Genomic DNA, 17,645 nt, shown 5'->3' on the forward strand with positions numbered 1-17,645 from the left:
CGACCCGGTGTCCACCGATCGCAACAACCATCAAGGAGTGCACATGCTCAGCACCGACCAGGCACAGACCCTGCTCACCGGCGGCGGCAACGTCGTGGACAGCCAGGGCGACAAGATCGGCGGCATCGGCCAGATCTTCCTCGACGACCAGTCGGGCCAGCCGGAGTGGGTGACCGCCAAGACCGGCCTCTTCGGCACGGGCGAGTCGTTCGTCCCGCTGCGTGACGCCGAGGTCAGCGGCAACGACCTGCGCGTGCCCTACGACAAGGAGAAGGTCAAGGACGCTCCGCGCATCTCCGACCCCGAGGGCCACCTCGACGAGGCCGAGGAGGACAGGCTCTACACCTACTACGGCGTCACGGGCTACTCCGGCACGACCGGCGACGCCGGGTACGCCGCCACGACCGGCACCGGCACGGTCGGCACCGGCACCGCCGACCGCTCCGCCGACCTCGGCACCACCGGCACCTCCAACGTGGAGGGCGACATCTCCGGTCCGGAGACCGACTCGGCGATGACCCGCTCCGAGGAGCAGCTGCACGTGGGCACCGAGCGGCATGCGACGGGTCGGGCCCGGCTCCGCAAGTACATCGTCACCGAGAACGTCACCAAGACGGTGCCGGTGAGCCGCGAGGAGGTGCGGCTCGAGCGTGAGCCGATCACCGAGGCCAACCGCGGTGACGCCCTCGACGGACCCGACCTCAGCACCGAGGAGCACGACGTCGTCCTCAACGAGGAGCGCGTGGTCGTCGACAAGGAGACGGTCCCCGTCGAGCGCGTACGGGTCGACAAGGACACCGTCACCGAGGAGCAGCGGGTCGACGAGACCGTCCGCAAGGAGGAGGTCGAGCTGGACCAGTCCGGCGTGACCGACGACGGTCGGACTCGTGGCTGACCACGACGCCACCTCAAGCGGGGCCCGGCGGCTCGAGCCGGGTGACACCACGCCCGGCACGGCTGCACACGAGCCCCGGCACGACCGCAAGGCCGTGGTGGGGCGGCAGAAGGACGAGCACGGTGGCGTCAAGATCGGCTCGGCCTTCTTCGGCTGGCTGACCGCGATGGGGATGGCGGTCATCCTGACCGCCGTCGCCGCCGCCGCCGGCACCGCGTTCGGTGTCGCCTCCGGCACCGACCTCGGCCAGGCGGCCGACAGCGCCACCGCGCAGGCCGGGACGGTGGGGCTGGTCGGTGGCATCGTGCTGCTGGTCATCCTGTTCATCGCCTACTACTGCGGCGGGTACGTCGCCGGCCGGATGGCGCGCTTCGACGGCCTGAAGCAGGGCCTGGCCGTGTGGCTGTGGGCGATCGTGATCGCCCTGGTCGTCGCGGCCGTGGGCGCCATCGCGGGCGCGGAGTACAACGTGCTCGGGCAGCTGAACAGCTTCCCCCGTCTCCCCGTGGACGAGGGAACCCTGAGCACCGGGGGCATCATCGCCCTGGTGGCCGCCGTGGTGGCCACGCTGGGAGGTGCCCTGCTCGGCGGCCTGGCCGGGATGCGGTTCCACCGCTCGGTCGACAAGACCGGGCTGGGTCACTGACCGGGTGCGGCGGGCGGGTTTCCCCCATGGCTCGCCCGCCGCATCCCTGACCTGAGTCTTAGACCGGCGCGCAGTCCACCGCGGCCAGCCGCAGCTGTCGGCGGTGGCGCAGCATCTCGGCGGTGAGCAGGACCAGCGCCAGCCACACGAGCGCGAAGCCGGCCCACCGGCCCGGGGGCATCTCCTCGTGGAACCACAGCACGCCCAGGGCGAACTGCAGCACCGGTGCGAGGTACTGCAGCAGCCCGAGCGCCACCAGCGGCACCCGCGTGGTCGCCGCGCCGAACAGGATCAGCGGCACAGCGGTGATGATCCCCGTGGTCGTGAAGAGCAGCGCGTGCCCCACGCCGTGGCTGCCGAAGCCTGAGCCGCCCGTGACCACGAGGAACGCGACGTACGCCGCGGCGAAGGGCCCGGAGACCGCCGTCTCGACGGCGAGCGACTCCACCGCGCCGGCGTCGGCCTTCTTCTTGAGCAGCCCGTAGGTGCCGAAGCTGCACGCGAGCACGAGCGCGATCCACGGCGGACGGCCGTAGTCGAGGGTCAGCACGACCACCGCCAGCGCGGCGACGCCGAGGGCGGCCCACTGCAGCCGCCGCAGGCGCTCGCCCAGCACGAGCACCCCCAGCAGCACCGTCACCAAGGGGTTGACGAAGTAGCCGAGCGAGCCCTCCACCACCCGGCCGTTGTTCACGCTCCAGATGTACGTCGCCCAGTTGAGGCTGATGACCACCGCTCCCAGGGCCAGCAGCGCCAGCCTCCGGCGGTCGCGCACCAGCGCGACGACGTGGCGGCCCCGGCGCAGCACGACGACGAGCAGGCCCATGGTGAGCGCCGACCACAGGATGCGGTGGGCCAGGATCTCCAGTGCGCCGGCCGGCTCCAGCAGCGGCCAGTAGAGGGGGAAGGCTCCCCAGAGGACGTAGGCGCCGGTGCCGTAGGCGAGCCCTCGACGCGTTTCCGGCACTCCAGGAGCATAGGCGGGGTCAGGGCCCCACGATGAATCCGCTACAGGTCGTTCAAGGTCGTGACCCCGGCACGCGAGAAGAGTCCGCCGTCAGGCGGGGCCCTGCTGCTGCACCTCGAGGGGGCGCCGGATCAGACGACGGTCCAGGTGTCGCCGCCGCCGATGAGGGCGGCCAGCCGGTCGCCGGCGTCCGCGCCGTCGTCGCTGTCGTTGCCGCCGGTGGCGGTGGTGATCTGTGCGCGCGCCTGGTCGTCGTACGTCGGGCGCTCCACCTGGCGGAAGATGCCGATCGGCGACTGGTTGAGGTAGCCGGAGTCGGTGAGCCGCGAGAGCGCGAACGCCATCGTGGGGTCCGGGCTGTGCGCGTCGTGCACGAGCAGGGCGCTCTCGCCGACGTCGGCGACCTGCGCCACCCTCACCCCACCGGTCTCACCGTCGCGGACCAGGCCCTTGGAGCCCAGACCCGACTCCAGCACGGCCCCGAACCGCACCGGCTGGCCATGCACCAGCGGGATGATCGCGTCGGCCTTGGTGTCGGGGTTCTTGATGGCGTCGAAGGCGCCGTCGTTGAAGATCGGGCAGTTCTGGTAGATCTCCACCAGCGACGTCCCCCGGTGGGCGGCCGCCGCGGCGAGCACCGAGGTCAGGTGCTTGCGGTCGGAGTCGATCGTGCGGGCCACGAACGTGCCCTCGGCGCCCAGCGCCAGCGACACGGGGTTGAACGGGTGGTCCACCGACCCCATCGGGGTCGACTTGGTGACCTTGCCGGCCTCGGACGTGGGGGAGTACTGACCCTTGGTCAGGCCGTAGATGCGGTTGTTGAACAGCAGGATCGTCATGTTGACGTTGCGGCGCAGCGCGTGGATCAGGTGGTTGCCGCCGATCGACAGCGCGTCACCGTCGCCGGTGACGACCCACACCGAGAGGTCCTCGCGCGCGGTGGCGATGCCGGTGGCGATCGACGGCGCCCGGCCGTGGATCGAGTGCATGCCGTAGGTGTCGAGGTAGTAGGGGAACCGCGAGGAGCAGCCGATGCCGGAGACGAAGACGATGTTCTCGCGGCGCAGGCCGAGGCCGGGCAGGAAGCCCTGCACGGCCTTGAGCACGGCGTAGTCGCCGCAGCCCGGGCACCAGCGCACCTCCTGGTCGGAGGTGAAGTCCTTGCCGGTCTGCGCCGCCTCGTCCGGCTGCAGCGTCGGCACCGAGTCGGTGCCGGAGGTGAGGCCGGGGAACGGCAGTTCGGTCGTGGTCACGACAGTGCCTCCTGGGGGGCGGGGGTGAGATCGACGTCGACGCCCTCGGCCTGGGCGACCAGCTCGCCGATGGCCTCGGCCAGCTCGGCGGCCTTGAGGGGAAGTCCGCGGACGTGGTTGTAGCCGACCGCGTCGACCAGGTATTCCGCGCGGAGCAGCAGCGAGAGCTGGCCGAGGTTCATCTCGGGCACGAGCACCTTGTCGTAGCGCGCGAGGACCTCGCCGAGGTCCTTGGGGAACGGGTTGAGGTGACGCAGGTGGGTCTGCGCGACGCGGTAGCCGGCCTTGCGGACCCGGCGTACGCCGGCACCGATCGGGCCGTACGTCGAGCCCCAGCCGAGCACCAGCACCTTCGCGTCGCCCGTGGGGTCGTCGACCTCGAGCGGCGGCAGGGACTCGGCGATGCGCTGCACCTTGGCGGCGCGGGTGCGCACCATGAAGTCGTGGTTGGCGGGGTCGTAGGAGATGTTGCCGTGGCCGTCACCCTTCTCGAGACCGCCGATGCGGTGCTCGAGCCCGGCGGTGCCCGGGATCGCCCACGGGCGGGCCAGGGTCTCCTCGTTGCGGAGGTAGGGCCAGAAGTCGTCGTCGCCGTCGTCGACGGCGTGGTTGGGTCCGGTGGCGAAGGCGGGGTCGATGCTCGGCAGCTCGGAGAGCTCGGGCACCCGCCAGGGCTCGGAGCCGTTGGCCAGCATGCCGTCGGAGAGCAGCAGCACCGGCGTCCGGTAGGTCACCGCGATGCGGATGGCCTCGAGCGCGGCGTCGAAGCAGTCGCCCGGCGACTGCGGCGCCACGATCGGCACCGGGGACTCGCCGTTGCGGCCGAACATCGCCTGCAGCAGGTCGGCCTGCTCGGTCTTGGTCGGCAGTCCGGTCGACGGGCCGCCGCGCTGGACGTCGATGACCACGAGCGGCAGCTCGGTCATCACCGCGAGACCGATGGCCTCGGACTTCAACGCCAGTCCGGGGCCCGAGGTGGTGGTGACGCCCAGCGTGCCGGCGAAGGAGGCGCCGATGGCCGCACCGACGCCTGCGATCTCGTCCTCGGCCTGGAACGTGGTGACGCCGAAGGCCTTGTGCTTGCTCAGCTCGTGAAGGATGTCCGAGGCCGGGGTGATGGGGTAGGACCCCAGGAACACCGGCAGGCCCGACTGCACGCCGCCGGCGACCAGGCCGTAGGACAGGGCCAGGTTCCCGGTGATGTTGCGGTAGGTGCCCGGCGACATCGGCGCCGGCTTGATCTCGTAGCTGACCGCGAACGCCTCGGTGGTCTCGCCGAAGTTCCAGCCGCTCTGGAAGGCGGTGATGTTGGCGTCGCGGATCTCGGACACCTTGGCGAAGCGCCGGGTGAGGAAGTCGACCGTGGCCTCGGTCGGGCGGCCGTACATCCACGAGAGCAGGCCGAGGGCGAACATGTTCTTCGCGCGCGCGGCGTCCTTGCGCGAGAGGCCGAACTCCTTGACCGCAGCGACCGTCATGCCGGTCAGGTCGACCTGGTGGAGGGCGTACTCGTCGAGGGAGCCGTCGTCGAGGGGTGAGGTGGTGTAGCCGGCCTTGCTCAGGTTGCGGCCGCTGAAGTCGTGGGTGTCGACGATGACCGTGGCGCCCTTGGGCAGGTCGCCGAGGTTGGCGCGCAGGGCGGCGGGGTTCATCGCCACCAGCACGTCGGGGGCATCGCCCGGGGTGAGGATGTCGTGGTCGGCGAAGTGCACCTGGAAGCTGGACACGCCCGGCAGCGTGCCCTGGGGTGCGCGGATCTCGGCCGGGAAGTTCGGCAGCGTCGACAGGTCGTTGCCGAACGCGGCGGACTCCTGGGTGAAGCGGTCGCCGGTCAGCTGCATGCCGTCGCCGGAGTCACCGGCGAACCGGATGATGACCCGGTCCAGTTGCTTGACCTGCTTGGTCACAGCGTGGTCACGCCTTTCCTCATGGCAGGGACGCAGCGGTGGCTGCACGTTCCACAGTAATGGCGCGTCTCGCGCAAACCACGCCGTCTCCCGACTCGGACAGGCGCGCGGCCGTGAGACGCGACACGTCCAGACATTTTGCCGGACCAATGGCTACGAAGTCGGTAAAGTGACCTAAGGTACTCGACATAGAACGGATCGGGCCCGGACTCGGCGGGCCCCCACGAACAGAGGAACACACATGTCGAACCACGTCAGGAACGGTCGCCGCCGCCGGCTCGTCCTCGCCGCCACCGTCGTCGGGATGCTCGGCGCCACCGCCTGCTCCACCAACCCGAGCGACGCCGCGGGGGGCGGCGTCACGCTGGACCTCATCGCCTACTCGACGCCGGAGACGGCCTACAACGAGATCACCGAGAGGTTCTCGGCCACCGGCGACGGCGAGGGCGTGGAGTTCAGCACGTCGTACGGCCCCTCGGGCGACCAGAGCCGGGCCGTGGAGGGCGGCCAGGCGGCCGACTACGTCAACTTCTCCCTCGAGAGCGACATGACCCGGCTCGTCGACGCCGGCCTGGTGGCCGACGACTGGAACGCCGGTGAGCACCAGGGCATCGTCGCCGACTCGGTCGTGGTCATCGTGACGCGTCCGGGCAACCCGCTCGGCATCGAGGGCTGGGAGGACATCGTCGAGCCCGGCGTCGAGATCGTGTCGCCGAACCCCGGCTCCTCCGGTGGCGCGCGCTGGAACCTCCTCGCGGCCTACGGCCACGCGCTCGAGGTCAACGGCGGCGACGAGGAGGCCGCCCGCTCGTACCTCGTGGACTTCTTCACCAACGCCGTCGCCCTGCCCGGCTCGGCGCGCGACGCGCTCACCAGCTTCACCAGCGGCGTCGGCGACGTCCTCATCTCCTACGAGAACGAGGCCATCCTGGCCCGCCAGAACGGCGAGGAGCTCGACTACATCGTCCCGGACGAGACGCTGCTGATCGAGACCCCCGCCGCCGTCACCGAGGGCGCCGAGCCGGAGGCGCAGGCCTTCCTCGACTACCTCTACACCGACGAGGCACAAGCCAGCTTCCTGAAGTACGGCTACCGCCCCGTCGTCGAGGGCGTGACCGGTGAGGTGGAGGGCGCCAACGACCCGGCCGACCCCTTCCCCGCGCCCACCACGCTGTTCACCGTCGGCGAGGACTTCGGTGGGTGGCCCGAGGCGGCCGAGAAGTTCTTCGCCGACGGCGAGGACGGCGAGCCCCTCGGCCTGGTCGCCGAGGTGCAGCAGGAGACCGGGAAGCTCGGCGAGTAGCGATGACCTCGGCCCTCCTGGGCCCGGCTGCCGACTTCGCCGGGGAGGCGTCCACCGGACGTCCTCCCCGGCGGCGTCGCCGTCAGGGGCCCCGCAACACGCTCACGCCCGGTGCCGGACTCGGTCTGGGCATCGCCATGATCTGGTTCAGCCTGCTCGTCCTCATCCCCCTGGTCGCGATCATCGTGACCGCGGGCGAGGGCGGGTGGAGCGGCTACTTCGACGTGCTCGCCAGCGACCAGACCTGGGCCGCGGTCCAGCTGACCGTGACCCAGTCCCTCCTCGTCACCGCCGTCAACGTCGTGGTCGGCACGATCATCGCCTGGGTGCTGGTCCGCGACCGGTTCTGGGGCAAGTCGGTGCTGAACGTGATCATCGACGTGCCGTTCGCCCTGCCGACCATCGTCGCCGGCCTGGTGCTGCTCTCGCTCTACGGCCCGCAGAGCCCGCTGGGCCTGGAGTGGGCCAACACCGAGCGCGCCGTGATGCTGGCCCTGGCGTTCGTGACCCTGCCGTTCATCGTGCGCACCGTGCAGCCGGTGCTCGAGGAGCTCGACGCCGACGTCGAGGAGGCCGCCGCCTCGCTGGGGGCCACCCGTGCCACCATCGTGCGCCGGATCATCCTGCCCAGCCTGGCGCCGGCCATCGCCGCCGGCGCTGCGCTGTCGTTCGCGCGGGCCATCAGCGAGTACGGCTCGCTCGTGCTGCTCTCGGGCAACCTGCCGTTCCGCACCGAGGTGGTCTCGGTCCGGGTGCTCAGCTTCATCGAGAACGGCAACACCCAGTCGGCGGCCGCCCTGGCCTCGGTGATGCTCGCCGTGGCCCTGGTCGTGATCGTCGGGCTCGACATCGTGCAGAGGCGGGTGGCGAACCGTGGTTGAGGTCTCGACCCCGGTCCGCTGGCTGCTGCGCGCCGTCGCCATCGGCTACGTCTTCTTCCTCGTCGCCTGGCCCGTGTCGCTGGTGGCCGTCCGCACGTTCGAGGACGGCACCTCGACGTTCCTCCACATCTTCAGCGACGAGCAGACCGTCGCGGCGCTCCAGCTGACCGTCATGGTCGCCCTGTGGGCCGTGATCATCAACCTGGTCTTCGGCGTGACGATCTCGATCCTGCTGGTGCGCTACCAGTTCCCCGGCAAGCGGGTGCTCTCGGCGCTGATCGACCTCCCGTTGTCGGTCTCGCCCGTGGTCGTCGGCCTCGCCCTGCTGCTCGTCTACAGCGGCCGCACCGGCTGGATCGGCCCGTCGATCGAGGAGGCGGGGTGGCAGGTCATCTACGACTCGCCCGGCATGATCATGGCGACCTGCTTCGTCGCGCTGCCGCTGGTCATCCGCGAGGTGGTCCCGGTCCTCACCGAGATCGGCGACGACCAGGAGCAGGCGGCCCGCAGCCTCGGGGCGAGCGCGCGCCAGACGTTCCTGCGCATCACGCTGCCCTCGATCAAGTGGGCGGTCATCTACGGCGTCGTCCTCTCCCTGGCCCGCTCGCTCGGTGAGTTCGGGGCGGTCAAGATCGTCTCCGGCAACGTCACCGGGCGCACCCAGACCGCCACCCTGATCGTCGAGGCGAGGTACCAGAACTTCGAGCAGGGCACGGCGTACGCCGTGGCCTTCCTCCTCGCGTTCATCAGCATCGCCTGCCTGATCGTCGTCGCCTTCCTCCGTCCCTCGCACGAATCCTGAGGTCTCTCCCATGAGCATCGATGTCCACCACGTGACCAAGAGGTTCGGTGACTTCGTCGCCCTCGACGACGTCACCGTGTCCCTGCCCACCGGCCAGCTGACGGCCCTCCTCGGTCCCTCGGGCGGCGGCAAGTCGACGCTGCTGCGGATCATCGCGGGCCTGGACACCGCCGACAGCGGCACCATCTCGATCGAGGGCACCGACGCCACCCGGCTGCCCGCGCAGAAGCGCAACGTCGGCTTCGTGTTCCAGCACTACGCCGTGTTCAAGCACATGACGGTGGCCAAGAACGTCGCCTTCGGCCTCGAGATCCGCCGACGCCCCAAGGCCGAGGTCGTGGCCCGGGTCGACGAGCTGCTCAAGCTCGTGCACCTCTCGCAGTTCGCGCACCGGCTGCCCTCCCAGCTCTCGGGCGGTCAGCGCCAGCGCATGGCCCTGGCCCGGGCGCTCGCCGTCGAGCCGTCCGTGCTGCTGCTCGACGAGCCCTTCGGCGCCCTGGACGCCAAGGTCCGCAAGGAGCTGCGCGAGTGGCTGCGGCGGCTGCACGACGAGGTGAACGTGACCACCGTGTTCGTGACCCACGACCAGGAGGAGGCCCTGGAGGTCGCCGACGAGATCGTGGTCATCAACGAGGGCCGCGTCGAGCAGGTCGGCACCCCCGACCAGCTCTACGACGAGCCGGCCAACGACTTCGTGATGTCGTTCCTCGGTGACGTCACCTCGCTGGGCGGCAGCTCGCTGCGTCCCCACGACATCGAGATCTCCACGTCCCCGGTGCTCGCCGGCGGTGTCGAGGGGGAGGTCTCCCGGCTGCTGCGCATCGGCTTCGAGGTGCGGGCCAACGTGCTCACCATCGACGGCGAGGAGGTCACCGTCGTGCTGACTCGCGCGCACGCGCGCGCCATCGGCGTCGAGGAGGGATCCACGGTGTGGCTGACGCCGGCCGTCGGCGCCGCCGTCGTGCCCCGCATGAAGGCGGTCGTCTGATCGCGGCACGCCGGTCCGTGCTCCTGCCGGCCGGGGCTCAGCGGTAGTTGGTGAACTGCACCGCGAAGTCGTAGTCCTGTGCCTTCACCAGCGCCTGGACCGCCTGGAGGTCGTCGCGCTTCTTCGACGACACCCGGAGCTCGTCGCCCTGGACCTGCGCCTTGACGCCCTTGGGGCCCTCGTCGCGGATGAGCTTGGAGATCTTCTTGGCGTCCTCGGAGGTGATGCCCTCCTTGAGGGTGATGGAGATCTTCGACTGCTGGCCCGAGGCACGGGGGTCGGAGGCGTCCAGGATCTTCAGGCTCTGCTGGCGCTTGACGAGCTTGTCCTTGAAGACGTCGAGGACGGCGGTGGCCCGGTCGTCGGCGGAGGCGGTGATCTCGATCGCCTGCTCGCCCTGCCACTCGATGCTCGCGCCGGTGCCCTTGAAGTCGAACCGCGTCGCGACCTCACGGGCGGCCTGCCCGAGGGCGTTGTCGACCTCCTGGCGGTCGAGCTTGCTGACGATGTCGAACGACGAGTCGGCCATGGGGTGTCCTCCAGCTGGGTTTCGTACGGCGTTTTACTTCCGGGATGCTGCCTGCGCTATTGTTTCGTCCTGCTCGCGGCGGCGCCACTCAGGTCCCCGCGGCACCACGATGGCAGGTTGCCCGAGCGGCCAATGGGAGCGGACTGTAAATCCGTCGGCTCACGCCTTCGAAGGTTCGAATCCTTCACCTGCCACTGATGGTGACGAGGGCCCCCGGTCTGCGGACCGGGGGCCCTTCGTCATGGTCGAGCAGTCTCCCGCCGTCGGCTCGTGGGTCGCCGACCGATGCGGCCGCACCCCGCCGCTCTGGCATGATGGGACCCATCGAAGGGGAGTAGCTCCCGTCACCCGCCCCGCTCGTCGGGGCGCGGAGGTACGTCGACACACCGGTGGGCCACACCACCCGGCGTACCGCCCGGTCGACGAGACCGGGTGAGCGAGACCTTCGGCACCACGTGCCGGAGTCGTCTCGTCCCCCAGGCTTCGGCAGCCCCGGCTACCGAAGGACCCCATGTCGTTCCTGACCCTCCTGCTCGTCTCGCTCGGCGTCTCCGCCGACGCCTTCGCCGTGGCACTGGGCAAGGGGCTGCAGATGCGGCGCCTCCGCGCCCGCGACGCGCTCGCGGTCGCCGCGACGTTCGGCCTCTTCCAGGGCCTCATGCCGGTCGTGGGCTGGCTGCTCGGCACCGGGTTGCGGGAGTACGTCGTCGAGGTCGACCACTGGGTCGCCTTCGGCCTGCTCTCCCTCATCGGCGGGAAGATGGTGTGGGAGGCGTGGCACTCCGACGACGAGGACCCCGCCGGCGACGGTCCCGTCCCGCTCGCCGAGCTCCTGGTGCTGGGGGTGGCCACCAGCATCGACGCCCTCGCGGTCGGCATCAGCCTGGCGTTCCTCGACGTGGACATCGTGCTGGCGGCGGTCGCCATCGGTGCCGTCACCTTCGTGGTGTCGCTCGCCGGGGTCCTCCTGGGGCATCGGGCCGGCGTCCGCTTCCGGGGTCCGGCCGAGGTGGTGGGCGGGCTCGTGCTCATCGCCATCGGTGTCCGGATCCTCCTGGACCACCTCGGCGTCTGGTGAGTCCTCGGTGGGACACTGACAGCGTGTCGGAGCTGATCGGGGCGCGCGAGCAGGTCCACGACATCGGCCGCCGCCGGGCCTGGGCGATCTGGCTGGTCGCGCTGGCGGTCTACGTCCTGGCCGTCTTCCACCGCAGCTCGCTCGGGGTGGCCGGGCTGCTCGCCGCCGAGCGCTTCGACGTCACCGCCACGCAGCTCTCGTTCTTCACCGTCCTCCAGCTCCTGGTGTACGCCGGCCTGCAGGTGCCCGTGGGCGTGCTGCTCGACCGCTACGGCTCACGACGCCTGCTGCTCGGCGGCCTGGTGCTGATGACGGCGGGCCAGCTGGCGTTCGCGTTCGCCACCTCCTTCCCGGCCGCCGTGGTCGCGCGGGCGGTGCTCGGGGCCGGCGACGCGATGGTCTTCGTCAGCGTCATCAGGCTCGTCACCGTGTGGTTCCTGGTGCGCCAGGCGCCGATGGTCACCCAGCTCACCGGTGTCGTCGGGCAGACCGGCGCCATCATCGCGGCCGCGCCGCTGTCGTTCCTGCTGCGCGAGCTCGGCTGGACGCGCGCCTTCGCCGTGGCCTCGAGCGTCGGGGTCGTGCTCATGGTGGTCGTCGTGCTCGTCGCCAAGGACTCGCCGTACCGCCGGGCCGACGTGGTGAGCGTCAAGCTCCGCGCGCTCGCGCAGTCGGTGCGGACGGTGTGGGGCAACCCCGGCACCCGCCTGGGCATGTGGTCGCACTTCACCTCGCAGTTCAGCGTGACCGTCTTCGCGCTGCTGTGGGGCTTCCCGTTCCTGGTGCGCGGGCAGGGCTGGTCGGAGGCCTCGGCCGGCACGCTGCTGATGGCGATGACCGGCTGGGTGATCCTCAGCGGCTTCGTGCTCGGGGCGCTGGTGGCGCGCTACCCGTTCTACCGCTCGTGGATCGTCATCACCGTGGTGGCGCTCATGATGGCCGCCTGGGCCGCCGTCCTCCTGCGCACGACCCCGGCGCCCGACTGGCTCGTGGTCGTGATGGCGTTCGCCACCGCGACCGGTGGGCCGGCGTCCATGGTCGGCTTCGACCTCGCCCGCTCCTTCACCCCCGTGCACGCGCTCGGGCGCGCGAACGGCATCGTCAACGTCGGCGGGTTCATGGCCTCGCTGCTGTGCATGGCCCTGATCGGCGTCGTGCTCGACCTGCGCGAGGGCGGCGGCATGGCCGCCTACGACCTGGGCGACTTCCGGGCCGCGATGGCGGTGCAGTTCCTGTTCTGGGGCCTCGGCATCACGCAGGTCCTCCGCTTCCGCCGCCGTGGGATCGCCCACCTCCAGCGGGTCCACCCCGGGGCGGTCGACCAGATGCGCGCCGGGCGGCCGTGGGTGCACCCCGGGCTGGGCCAGGAGGGGGTCTGACCCGCCTCCCGCTGCCGGGCGACCGGGTGCCGGCAGCCGCGTGGGCAAGACCGGACGCCGCTACCGGCTCGGTGACGGCCTCGCGCTGGAGACCCAGCACTTCCCGGACTCGCCGAACCAGCCGACGTTCCCCTCGACGGTGCTGCAACCGGGTGAGGTCTACCGGACCCAGACCGTCTGGCGGTTCTCCACCCGCTGAGGGAGACGTGGTCCAGGCATGACGCGGTCGACGACGGCGCGTGCGCCTCGCCCGGGAGTGGGTACCGGCGCCCCATGACAGACAGCCCGCACGGCTTCATCTCGCTGGTCGGCGCCCAGGACCCGGACGCCGCCGACGGTCGAGCGACCCTCACCGTGGACCTGGACGACCGGCACCTCAACGCCGCCGGCACCGTCCACGGCGGCATGCTCGCGACCCTGGTCGACACGACGATGGGCGCCGCGATCCGCAGCACGGTGGACGACGAGACGCCGGCGACCAGCCAGCTCAGCCTCACCTACCTCCACCCGGGCAAGCCCGGCCGGCTCGTGGTGACGGCCACGGTGAGCAAGCGCGGGGAGCGGCTCACCATCTGCGAGGCCGACGTCGAGCAGGACGGGAAGTCGCTCGTGCACGCGCTGGCCACCTTCGCGCTGGTGTGAGCCCGGGCGCATGACGGCGCGACCGGCCGTGCTCGGGGACTCGATCGCCGGGCGGTGGGGGCATCGACGCGCTCACTCACCCAGGAGCGGGCGCAGCTCGACCTTCCGGTTGCAGTGCTTCGACCCCTCGGCGGCGAGCGCCAGCGCCACGTCGAGGCCGGGCGCCTCGATGATCCAGAAGCCGGCTGCGTACTCCTTGGACTCCACGAACGGCCCGTCGGTGAGCAACGGCTCCTTCCCCCGATTGTCGATGACCGTGGCTGAGAGGGGCGAGGCGAGGCCGCCCGCGAAGACCCACTGACCGTGGGCCTGGAGCCGATCGTTGAAGGCGTCGATGGCCGCCATCTCCGTCGTGGTGGCGGAACCGGTGGTGTCGTCGATCACGGTGATCAGGTACTGCATCTCGGCCATCCTCTGCGCTCGGACGGCGCCCCTGGCGGGCGGCCGCTCACCCCTCCCACGAACGGTGCCGGGCGGATACGACACCACCGCCAGCGCGGGCCGCCCGCACCTACCGGTCCTCCTCCGCCTCGAACAGCGCCCGGCGCTGGCGGGCGGTGTCCATGACGGCCAGGAAGGTGACCTCGTAGTCGGGGTCGTCCAGGCGGATCGTGCCCACCACGTGCTGGCCCAGGACCCGGTCACCGCGATCGCCGTACTTCTGCAGCACGACGCGGGTCTCCCCGCCAGTGTCGTAGTGCGTGACGCGCCAGCGCACGGGTGCGGGCAGGGCCGGCCTCGCAGGTCGGTCCAGCAACCACAGCGTGCCGTGCACGAAGGCCCACACGAGGCCCGCGATCAGGGCCAGCTCGAGGAGGATCACCCTGCCCATTGTGCGCCGGTGACGAAGCCGGGGACCACCACCCGGGCCGCACGACTCGATGATCCTCCATGCGCGGAGGCGTAGCAGCCGGAGCCCTGGCGGCTCAGCAGGTCGCGGCGCTCCTCGGCGGACAGCTCCGCCGGCTCCTCGACGACGTCCGCGGGGAAGCCGCCGACCTCGGGCGCACCCGATCACCCGGCGAGCCTCGTCAGTCAGGCGGCGGGGGTGACCGTCCCGGCGACCTCACCGAGGGTGAGCCGGCCGCCGCCCGAGCCGGGCGCGGAGTAGCGCAGCACCACGGTGTCACCGTCCTCCAGGAACGCGCGCTCGCGGCCGCCGGCCGTGAACGGCTCCTGGCCGCCCCACGACAGCTCCAGGAACGAGCCGCGCTGGTGGGGCGCCGTGCCGCTGATCGTGCCCGACCCCCACAGGTCGCCCGTCCGGGTCGACGCGCCGTTGGCGGTGAGGTGGGCCAGCATCTGCGCCGGCGCCCAGTACATCGAGGAGTACGGCGGCCGCGAGACGACCTCGCCGTTCAGCTCCACCTCCACCTCGATGTCGAGGCCGCGGGGCGAGCCCTCCGCGAGGTAGGGCAGCGGCTCGGGGTCCTGACCGGGCAGGTCGACCCACGCGGCGTCCAGGGCGGCCAGCGGCGTCACCCACGCCGAGATCGAGGTGGCGAAGCTCTTGCCGAGGAACGGACCGAGCGGGACGTACTCCCAGGCCTGGATGTCGCGTGCGCTCCAGTCGTTGAGCCCGACCACGCCGAAGCAGTGGTCGGCGAACGCGCCGGTGGTGATGCGGCTGCCGAGGGCCGACCCGGTGCCGACGACGAAGCCGAGCTCGGCCTCGACGTCGAGGCGGGTGGACGGCCCGAACGAGGGAGCGGTCTCCGCCGGCGCCTTCCGCTGCCCGTGCGGGCGCACCACCTCGGTGCCCGACGGCACGACGGTGCCGCCGCGGCCGTGGTAGCCGACCGGCAGGTGGCGCCAGTTGGGCAGCAGCGGCTCCTGGTCGGGGCGGAAGATGCGCCCGACGTTGGAGGCGTGCTCGAGGGAGGCGTAGAAGTCGACGTAGTCGCCGACCTCGAACGGCATCCGCAGGGTGACGTCCTCGACCGGCACGAGGTTGGGCTCCACGACGTCGCGCTCGGCCTCGTCGGTGAGCAGGCCGGTCAGCCAGCGGCGCACCGACTCCCCGACCGGGCGGCCGGCGGCCATCAGCGGGTTCAGCGACCGGGCCTCGAAGAGGTGCCCGACCTCCATCATGTCGGCCGCCGCCACCGGCGCGAGGTCGACGACGAGGTCGCCGATCCGCACGCCCACCCGCGGCTCCTCGCCGGCGCGCTGGAACACGGCGTACGGCAGGTGGTCGACGTCGAACCCGGAGCCGGCGGACCCCTCGACCCAGCTGGTGGTCATGGCGTCTCCTGGAGCAGTCCGAGGGCGAGCAGGTCGTCGAGCGGCTCGCGCACCGAGCAGGAGCCGAAGGAGGTGAACCACCGTCGCGCACCCGTGACGGCGGACTCGTCGGCGCGGCCCGCGAGGGAGGCGCCGTCGGTGGACTCCAGCAGCGCGACGGCGTCGGCGGCGGTCGCGCCGTCGAAGAGCGCCCGGGTGGCCAGCAGCACGTTGAGGAAGCCGTGATGGGCGAACCCGGTCGCCTCGTCCCGGTGGCGGACCGCGTGGTGCAGCCCGGCGGTGCACTTGAACGGCGTCTCACGGTCGAGGGCCGCGTCGATGCACGCGGCGAGCCGGGCGGCGGAGGGGAAGAGGTCGGCGTCGAGGCCGCCGGTGCGCAGCTTCAGCCGGAGCTCGGCGGCCGCGACCTCGTCGGCGGCGGCCAGCCATCCCGTGCCCGGGTCGGCCTGCGGCAGCTCGACGTACACCGCGGTGTCGTCGGCGAGCACGCCCTCGGCCCGGGCGGCCTCCACCGCGGCCACCACGCGCCGGGCGTTGCCCGGCAGGTCGTCGAGGTCGCGCAGGGCGACCTCCAGGCCGGCGACGTGGTGGTCGTGCCGGACGGCGAGGCGCAGCGCGCCCGCGACCCCGCCCGCCCCGCCGGACACCACGACCGAGAGCGGCAGCCGCCGGTCGACCGAGCCGAGATCGGTGTCCTTGCACACCAGTGAGCCGACCAGGCCGGCGTACCACTGCGAGCGCCGGGCGTCGTACGTCTCGACGGCCTCGGCCAGCGGGACGTCGCCGGGTGGGAAGGTCGCGGCGTCGTCGAGCAGTCCCGACCATGCCGAGGGGAGGGCCGACGCTGCCGTCGACGGGAGGGACGCGGGCTCGGTTGACACGACGGATATCCTAGCGGGAACGCGAATAGCGGACGCAAACGTCCGATAATCGACCGAAGGATCCACCATGGTCTACTACCGCTCCGTCGGCGACGTGCCGCCCAAGCGCCACATCCAGCACCGCGACCCCGAGGGCGGCCTCTACCGCGAGGAGCTGATGGGGGAGGAGGGCTTCTCCTCCGACTCCGCGCTGCTCTACCACCAGGGCGTGCCGTCGGCGCTGACGAACAGCGTCGTGTGGGAGCTGTCCGACCAGTCGCGCACGCCCAACCACCCGCTCAAGGCGCGCCACCTCAGGCTGCACGACCTCGACTTCGGCGCGGGGGCCGACGCGGTGACCGGTCGCCGGCTGGTGCTGGGCAACAACGACGTGCGGATCGCCTACGTCGTGACCGGCACCGACGCCTCGCCGCTCTACCGCAACGCCATCGGGGACGAGTGCGTCTACGTCGAGTCCGGCGCCGGCACCGTCGAGACCGTCTTCGGCGTCGTGCCCTACCGCACCGGCGACTACGTCCTCGTGCCCCGGGCCACCACGCACCGGTGGGTGCCCAGCGAGCCGTCGCGGCTCTACCCCATCGAGGCCAACAGCCACATCCACCCGCCCAAGCGCTACCGCTCCCGCTTCGGCCAGCTCCTCGAGCACGCGCCGTACTCCGAGCGCGACCTGCACGGGCCCGGCGAGCCGCTGCTGGTCGAGGGCACCGACGTCGAGGTGCTGGTCAAGCACCGCGCGGGCGGCGCCGTCGTCGGCACCACGATGACCTATGCGACGCACCCGTTCGACGTCGTCGGCTGGGACGGCTGCCTCTACCCCTACACCTTCAACGTCGACGACTACATGCCGATCACCGGCAAGATCCACCAGCCGCCGACGGTGCACCAGGTCTTCGAGGGCTGGAACTTCGTGATCTGCAACTTCCTGCCCCGCAAGGTCGACTACCACGAGCTGGCGATCCCGGTGCCCTACTACCACTCCAACGTCGACTCCGACGAGGTGATGTTCTACGTCGGCGGCGACTACGAGGCTCGCAAGGGCTCGGGCATCGACCTCGGCTCGATCTCGCTGCACCCGGGCGGCTACGCGCACGGGCCGCAGCCCGCGGCGATCGAGGCGTCGCTGGGCGCCGACCGCTTCGACGAGTCGGCCGTCATGGTCGACACCTTCGCCCCGCTCGAGCTCGGCGAGGGCGGCCTCGCCGTCGAGGACCCCGCCTACGCCTGGACCTGGGCCGGCGGCACCACCTGAG

19 protein-coding genes and 1 tRNA gene are annotated in these 17,645 nt (G+C 71.4%); 12 read left to right on the plus strand and 8 right to left on the minus strand.

The annotated features are described in order from the left end of the window. Positions 1-43 precede the first annotated feature (43 nt). Both QZX64_RS03560 and QZX64_RS03565 read left to right on the plus strand, forming a co-directional pair. On the plus strand, positions 44-895 hold the full coding sequence (locus QZX64_RS03560) for a PRC and DUF2382 domain-containing protein (protein ID WP_295657018.1): 852 nt from the start codon (positions 44-46) through the stop codon (positions 893-895). Beyond that, on the plus strand, positions 888-1,541 hold the full coding sequence (locus tag QZX64_RS03565) for a hypothetical protein (RefSeq protein WP_295657020.1): 654 nt from the start codon (positions 888-890) through the stop codon (positions 1,539-1,541). The genes QZX64_RS03560 and QZX64_RS03565 overlap by 8 nt, the downstream gene beginning before the upstream one ends. A gap of 58 nt (positions 1,542-1,599) precedes the next feature. Here QZX64_RS03565 and rarD read toward each other — a convergent pair whose 3' ends face one another. The 3 genes from rarD to QZX64_RS03580 form a co-directional block, all read right to left on the minus strand. After that, positions 1,600-2,508: an EamA family transporter RarD gene (gene rarD, locus QZX64_RS03570; RefSeq protein ID WP_295657021.1), complete on the minus strand. Its 909-nt coding sequence runs from the start codon at positions 2,506-2,508 to the stop codon at positions 1,600-1,602. 131 nt (positions 2,509-2,639) lie between these two features. Continuing rightward, positions 2,640-3,710: a 2-oxoacid:ferredoxin oxidoreductase subunit beta gene (locus QZX64_RS03575; RefSeq protein ID WP_295657070.1), complete on the minus strand. Its 1,071-nt coding sequence runs from the start codon at positions 3,708-3,710 to the stop codon at positions 2,640-2,642. A 47-nt stretch (positions 3,711-3,757) separates the two neighbouring features. Next, positions 3,758-5,668: a 2-oxoacid:acceptor oxidoreductase subunit alpha gene (locus tag QZX64_RS03580; protein ID WP_295657022.1), complete on the minus strand. Its 1,911-nt coding sequence runs from the start codon at positions 5,666-5,668 to the stop codon at positions 3,758-3,760. 241 nt (positions 5,669-5,909) lie between these two features. On the opposite strand from QZX64_RS03580, the gene QZX64_RS03585 reads away from it, so the two are divergent. The 4 genes from QZX64_RS03585 to QZX64_RS03600 are packed head-to-tail and all read left to right on the plus strand — an operon-like array spanning position 5,910 to position 9,642. Beyond that, positions 5,910-6,971, plus strand: a complete 1,062-nt coding sequence (locus tag QZX64_RS03585; protein WP_295657025.1) for a sulfate ABC transporter substrate-binding protein — start codon at positions 5,910-5,912, stop codon at positions 6,969-6,971. Between the two features lie 2 nt (positions 6,972-6,973). After that, positions 6,974-7,852, plus strand: coding sequence for a sulfate ABC transporter permease subunit CysT (gene cysT, locus QZX64_RS03590; protein WP_295657027.1), 879 nt, complete (start codon positions 6,974-6,976; stop codon positions 7,850-7,852). After that, positions 7,845-8,654 (plus strand): sulfate ABC transporter permease, encoded by an 810-nt coding sequence (locus QZX64_RS03595; protein WP_295657029.1) that lies wholly within the window; start codon positions 7,845-7,847, stop codon positions 8,652-8,654. Before cysT ends, QZX64_RS03595 begins: the two co-directional genes overlap by 8 nt. Positions 8,655-8,664: 10 nt before the next feature. After that, a complete protein-coding gene (locus QZX64_RS03600) occupies positions 8,665-9,642 on the plus strand; it encodes a sulfate/molybdate ABC transporter ATP-binding protein (RefSeq protein WP_295657031.1) in 978 nt (325 codons plus the stop codon). A 37-nt stretch (positions 9,643-9,679) separates the two neighbouring features. Here QZX64_RS03600 and QZX64_RS03605 read toward each other — a convergent pair whose 3' ends face one another. Next, on the minus strand, positions 9,680-10,171 hold the full coding sequence (locus QZX64_RS03605; protein WP_295657032.1) for a YajQ family cyclic di-GMP-binding protein: 492 nt from the start codon (positions 10,169-10,171) through the stop codon (positions 9,680-9,682). Positions 10,172-10,282: 111 nt separating this feature from the next. On the opposite strand from QZX64_RS03605, the gene QZX64_RS03610 reads away from it, so the two are divergent. The 5 genes from QZX64_RS03610 (at position 10,283) to QZX64_RS03630 (ending at position 13,270) form a co-directional block, all read left to right on the plus strand. Beyond that, positions 10,283-10,365 (plus strand) — tRNA-Tyr (locus QZX64_RS03610). Between the two features lie 317 nt (positions 10,366-10,682). Continuing rightward, positions 10,683-11,249 (plus strand): manganese efflux pump MntP family protein, encoded by a 567-nt coding sequence (locus QZX64_RS03615; protein ID WP_295657033.1) that lies wholly within the window; start codon positions 10,683-10,685, stop codon positions 11,247-11,249. 23 nt (positions 11,250-11,272) lie between these two features. Further along, a complete protein-coding gene (locus QZX64_RS03620) occupies positions 11,273-12,628 on the plus strand; it encodes a nitrate/nitrite transporter (protein ID WP_295657034.1) in 1,356 nt (451 codons plus the stop codon). Positions 12,629-12,668: 40 nt separating this feature from the next. Further along, on the plus strand, positions 12,669-12,827 hold the full coding sequence (locus QZX64_RS03625) for a hypothetical protein (RefSeq protein ID WP_295657036.1): 159 nt from the start codon (positions 12,669-12,671) through the stop codon (positions 12,825-12,827). A gap of 74 nt (positions 12,828-12,901) precedes the next feature. Continuing rightward, entirely contained in the window at positions 12,902-13,270 is a 369-nt protein-coding gene (locus QZX64_RS03630) for a PaaI family thioesterase (RefSeq protein WP_295657037.1), read from the plus strand. A 72-nt stretch (positions 13,271-13,342) separates the two neighbouring features. Here QZX64_RS03630 and QZX64_RS03635 read toward each other — a convergent pair whose 3' ends face one another. The 4 genes from QZX64_RS03635 to QZX64_RS03650 form a co-directional block, all read right to left on the minus strand. Beyond that, the gene (locus QZX64_RS03635) at positions 13,343-13,672 is read right to left on the minus strand and encodes a YciI family protein (protein WP_295657039.1); all 330 of its coding nucleotides are present in this window, start codon (positions 13,670-13,672) and stop codon (positions 13,343-13,345) included. Positions 13,673-13,781: 109 nt separating this feature from the next. Beyond that, entirely contained in the window at positions 13,782-14,093 is a 312-nt protein-coding gene (locus QZX64_RS03640) for a hypothetical protein (RefSeq protein ID WP_295657040.1), read from the minus strand. A 212-nt stretch (positions 14,094-14,305) separates the two neighbouring features. Next, positions 14,306-15,514: a fumarylacetoacetase gene (gene fahA, locus QZX64_RS03645; protein ID WP_295657042.1), complete on the minus strand. Its 1,209-nt coding sequence runs from the start codon at positions 15,512-15,514 to the stop codon at positions 14,306-14,308. Beyond that, positions 15,511-16,395: a hypothetical protein gene (locus tag QZX64_RS03650; protein ID WP_295657043.1), complete on the minus strand. Its 885-nt coding sequence runs from the start codon at positions 16,393-16,395 to the stop codon at positions 15,511-15,513. Before QZX64_RS03650 ends, fahA begins: the two co-directional genes overlap by 4 nt. 67 nt (positions 16,396-16,462) lie before the next feature. Between QZX64_RS03650 and QZX64_RS03655 the strand changes: the two genes are divergently transcribed. Beyond that, a complete protein-coding gene (locus tag QZX64_RS03655; RefSeq protein ID WP_295657045.1) occupies positions 16,463-17,644 on the plus strand; it encodes a homogentisate 1,2-dioxygenase in 1,182 nt (393 codons plus the stop codon). Position 17,645 lies beyond the last annotated feature (1 nt).

Source organism: uncultured Nocardioides sp., assembly GCF_902805925.1.
Lineage (GTDB): Bacteria > Actinomycetota > Actinomycetes > Propionibacteriales > Nocardioidaceae > Nocardioides.

Coding starts and splice junctions, on each gene's coding strand:
- QZX64_RS03630 (WP_295657037.1), top strand. CDS start 12,902: ATGACAGACAGCCCGCACGGCTTCATCTCGCTGGTCGGCGCCCAGGAC.
- cysT (WP_295657027.1), top strand. CDS start 6,974: ATGACCTCGGCCCTCCTGGGCCCGGCTGCCGACTTCGCCGGGGAGGCG.
- QZX64_RS03615 (WP_295657033.1), top strand. CDS start 10,683: ATGTCGTTCCTGACCCTCCTGCTCGTCTCGCTCGGCGTCTCCGCCGAC.
- fahA (WP_295657042.1), bottom strand. CDS start 15,514: ATGACCACCAGCTGGGTCGAGGGGTCCGCCGGCTCCGGGTTCGACGTC.
- QZX64_RS03600 (WP_295657031.1), top strand. CDS start 8,665: ATGAGCATCGATGTCCACCACGTGACCAAGAGGTTCGGTGACTTCGTC.
- QZX64_RS03655 (WP_295657045.1), top strand. CDS start 16,463: ATGGTCTACTACCGCTCCGTCGGCGACGTGCCGCCCAAGCGCCACATC.
- QZX64_RS03560 (WP_295657018.1), top strand. CDS start 44: ATGCTCAGCACCGACCAGGCACAGACCCTGCTCACCGGCGGCGGCAAC.
- QZX64_RS03635 (WP_295657039.1), bottom strand. CDS start 13,672: ATGCAGTACCTGATCACCGTGATCGACGACACCACCGGTTCCGCCACC.
- QZX64_RS03605 (WP_295657032.1), bottom strand. CDS start 10,171: ATGGCCGACTCGTCGTTCGACATCGTCAGCAAGCTCGACCGCCAGGAG.
- QZX64_RS03585 (WP_295657025.1), top strand. CDS start 5,910: ATGTCGAACCACGTCAGGAACGGTCGCCGCCGCCGGCTCGTCCTCGCC.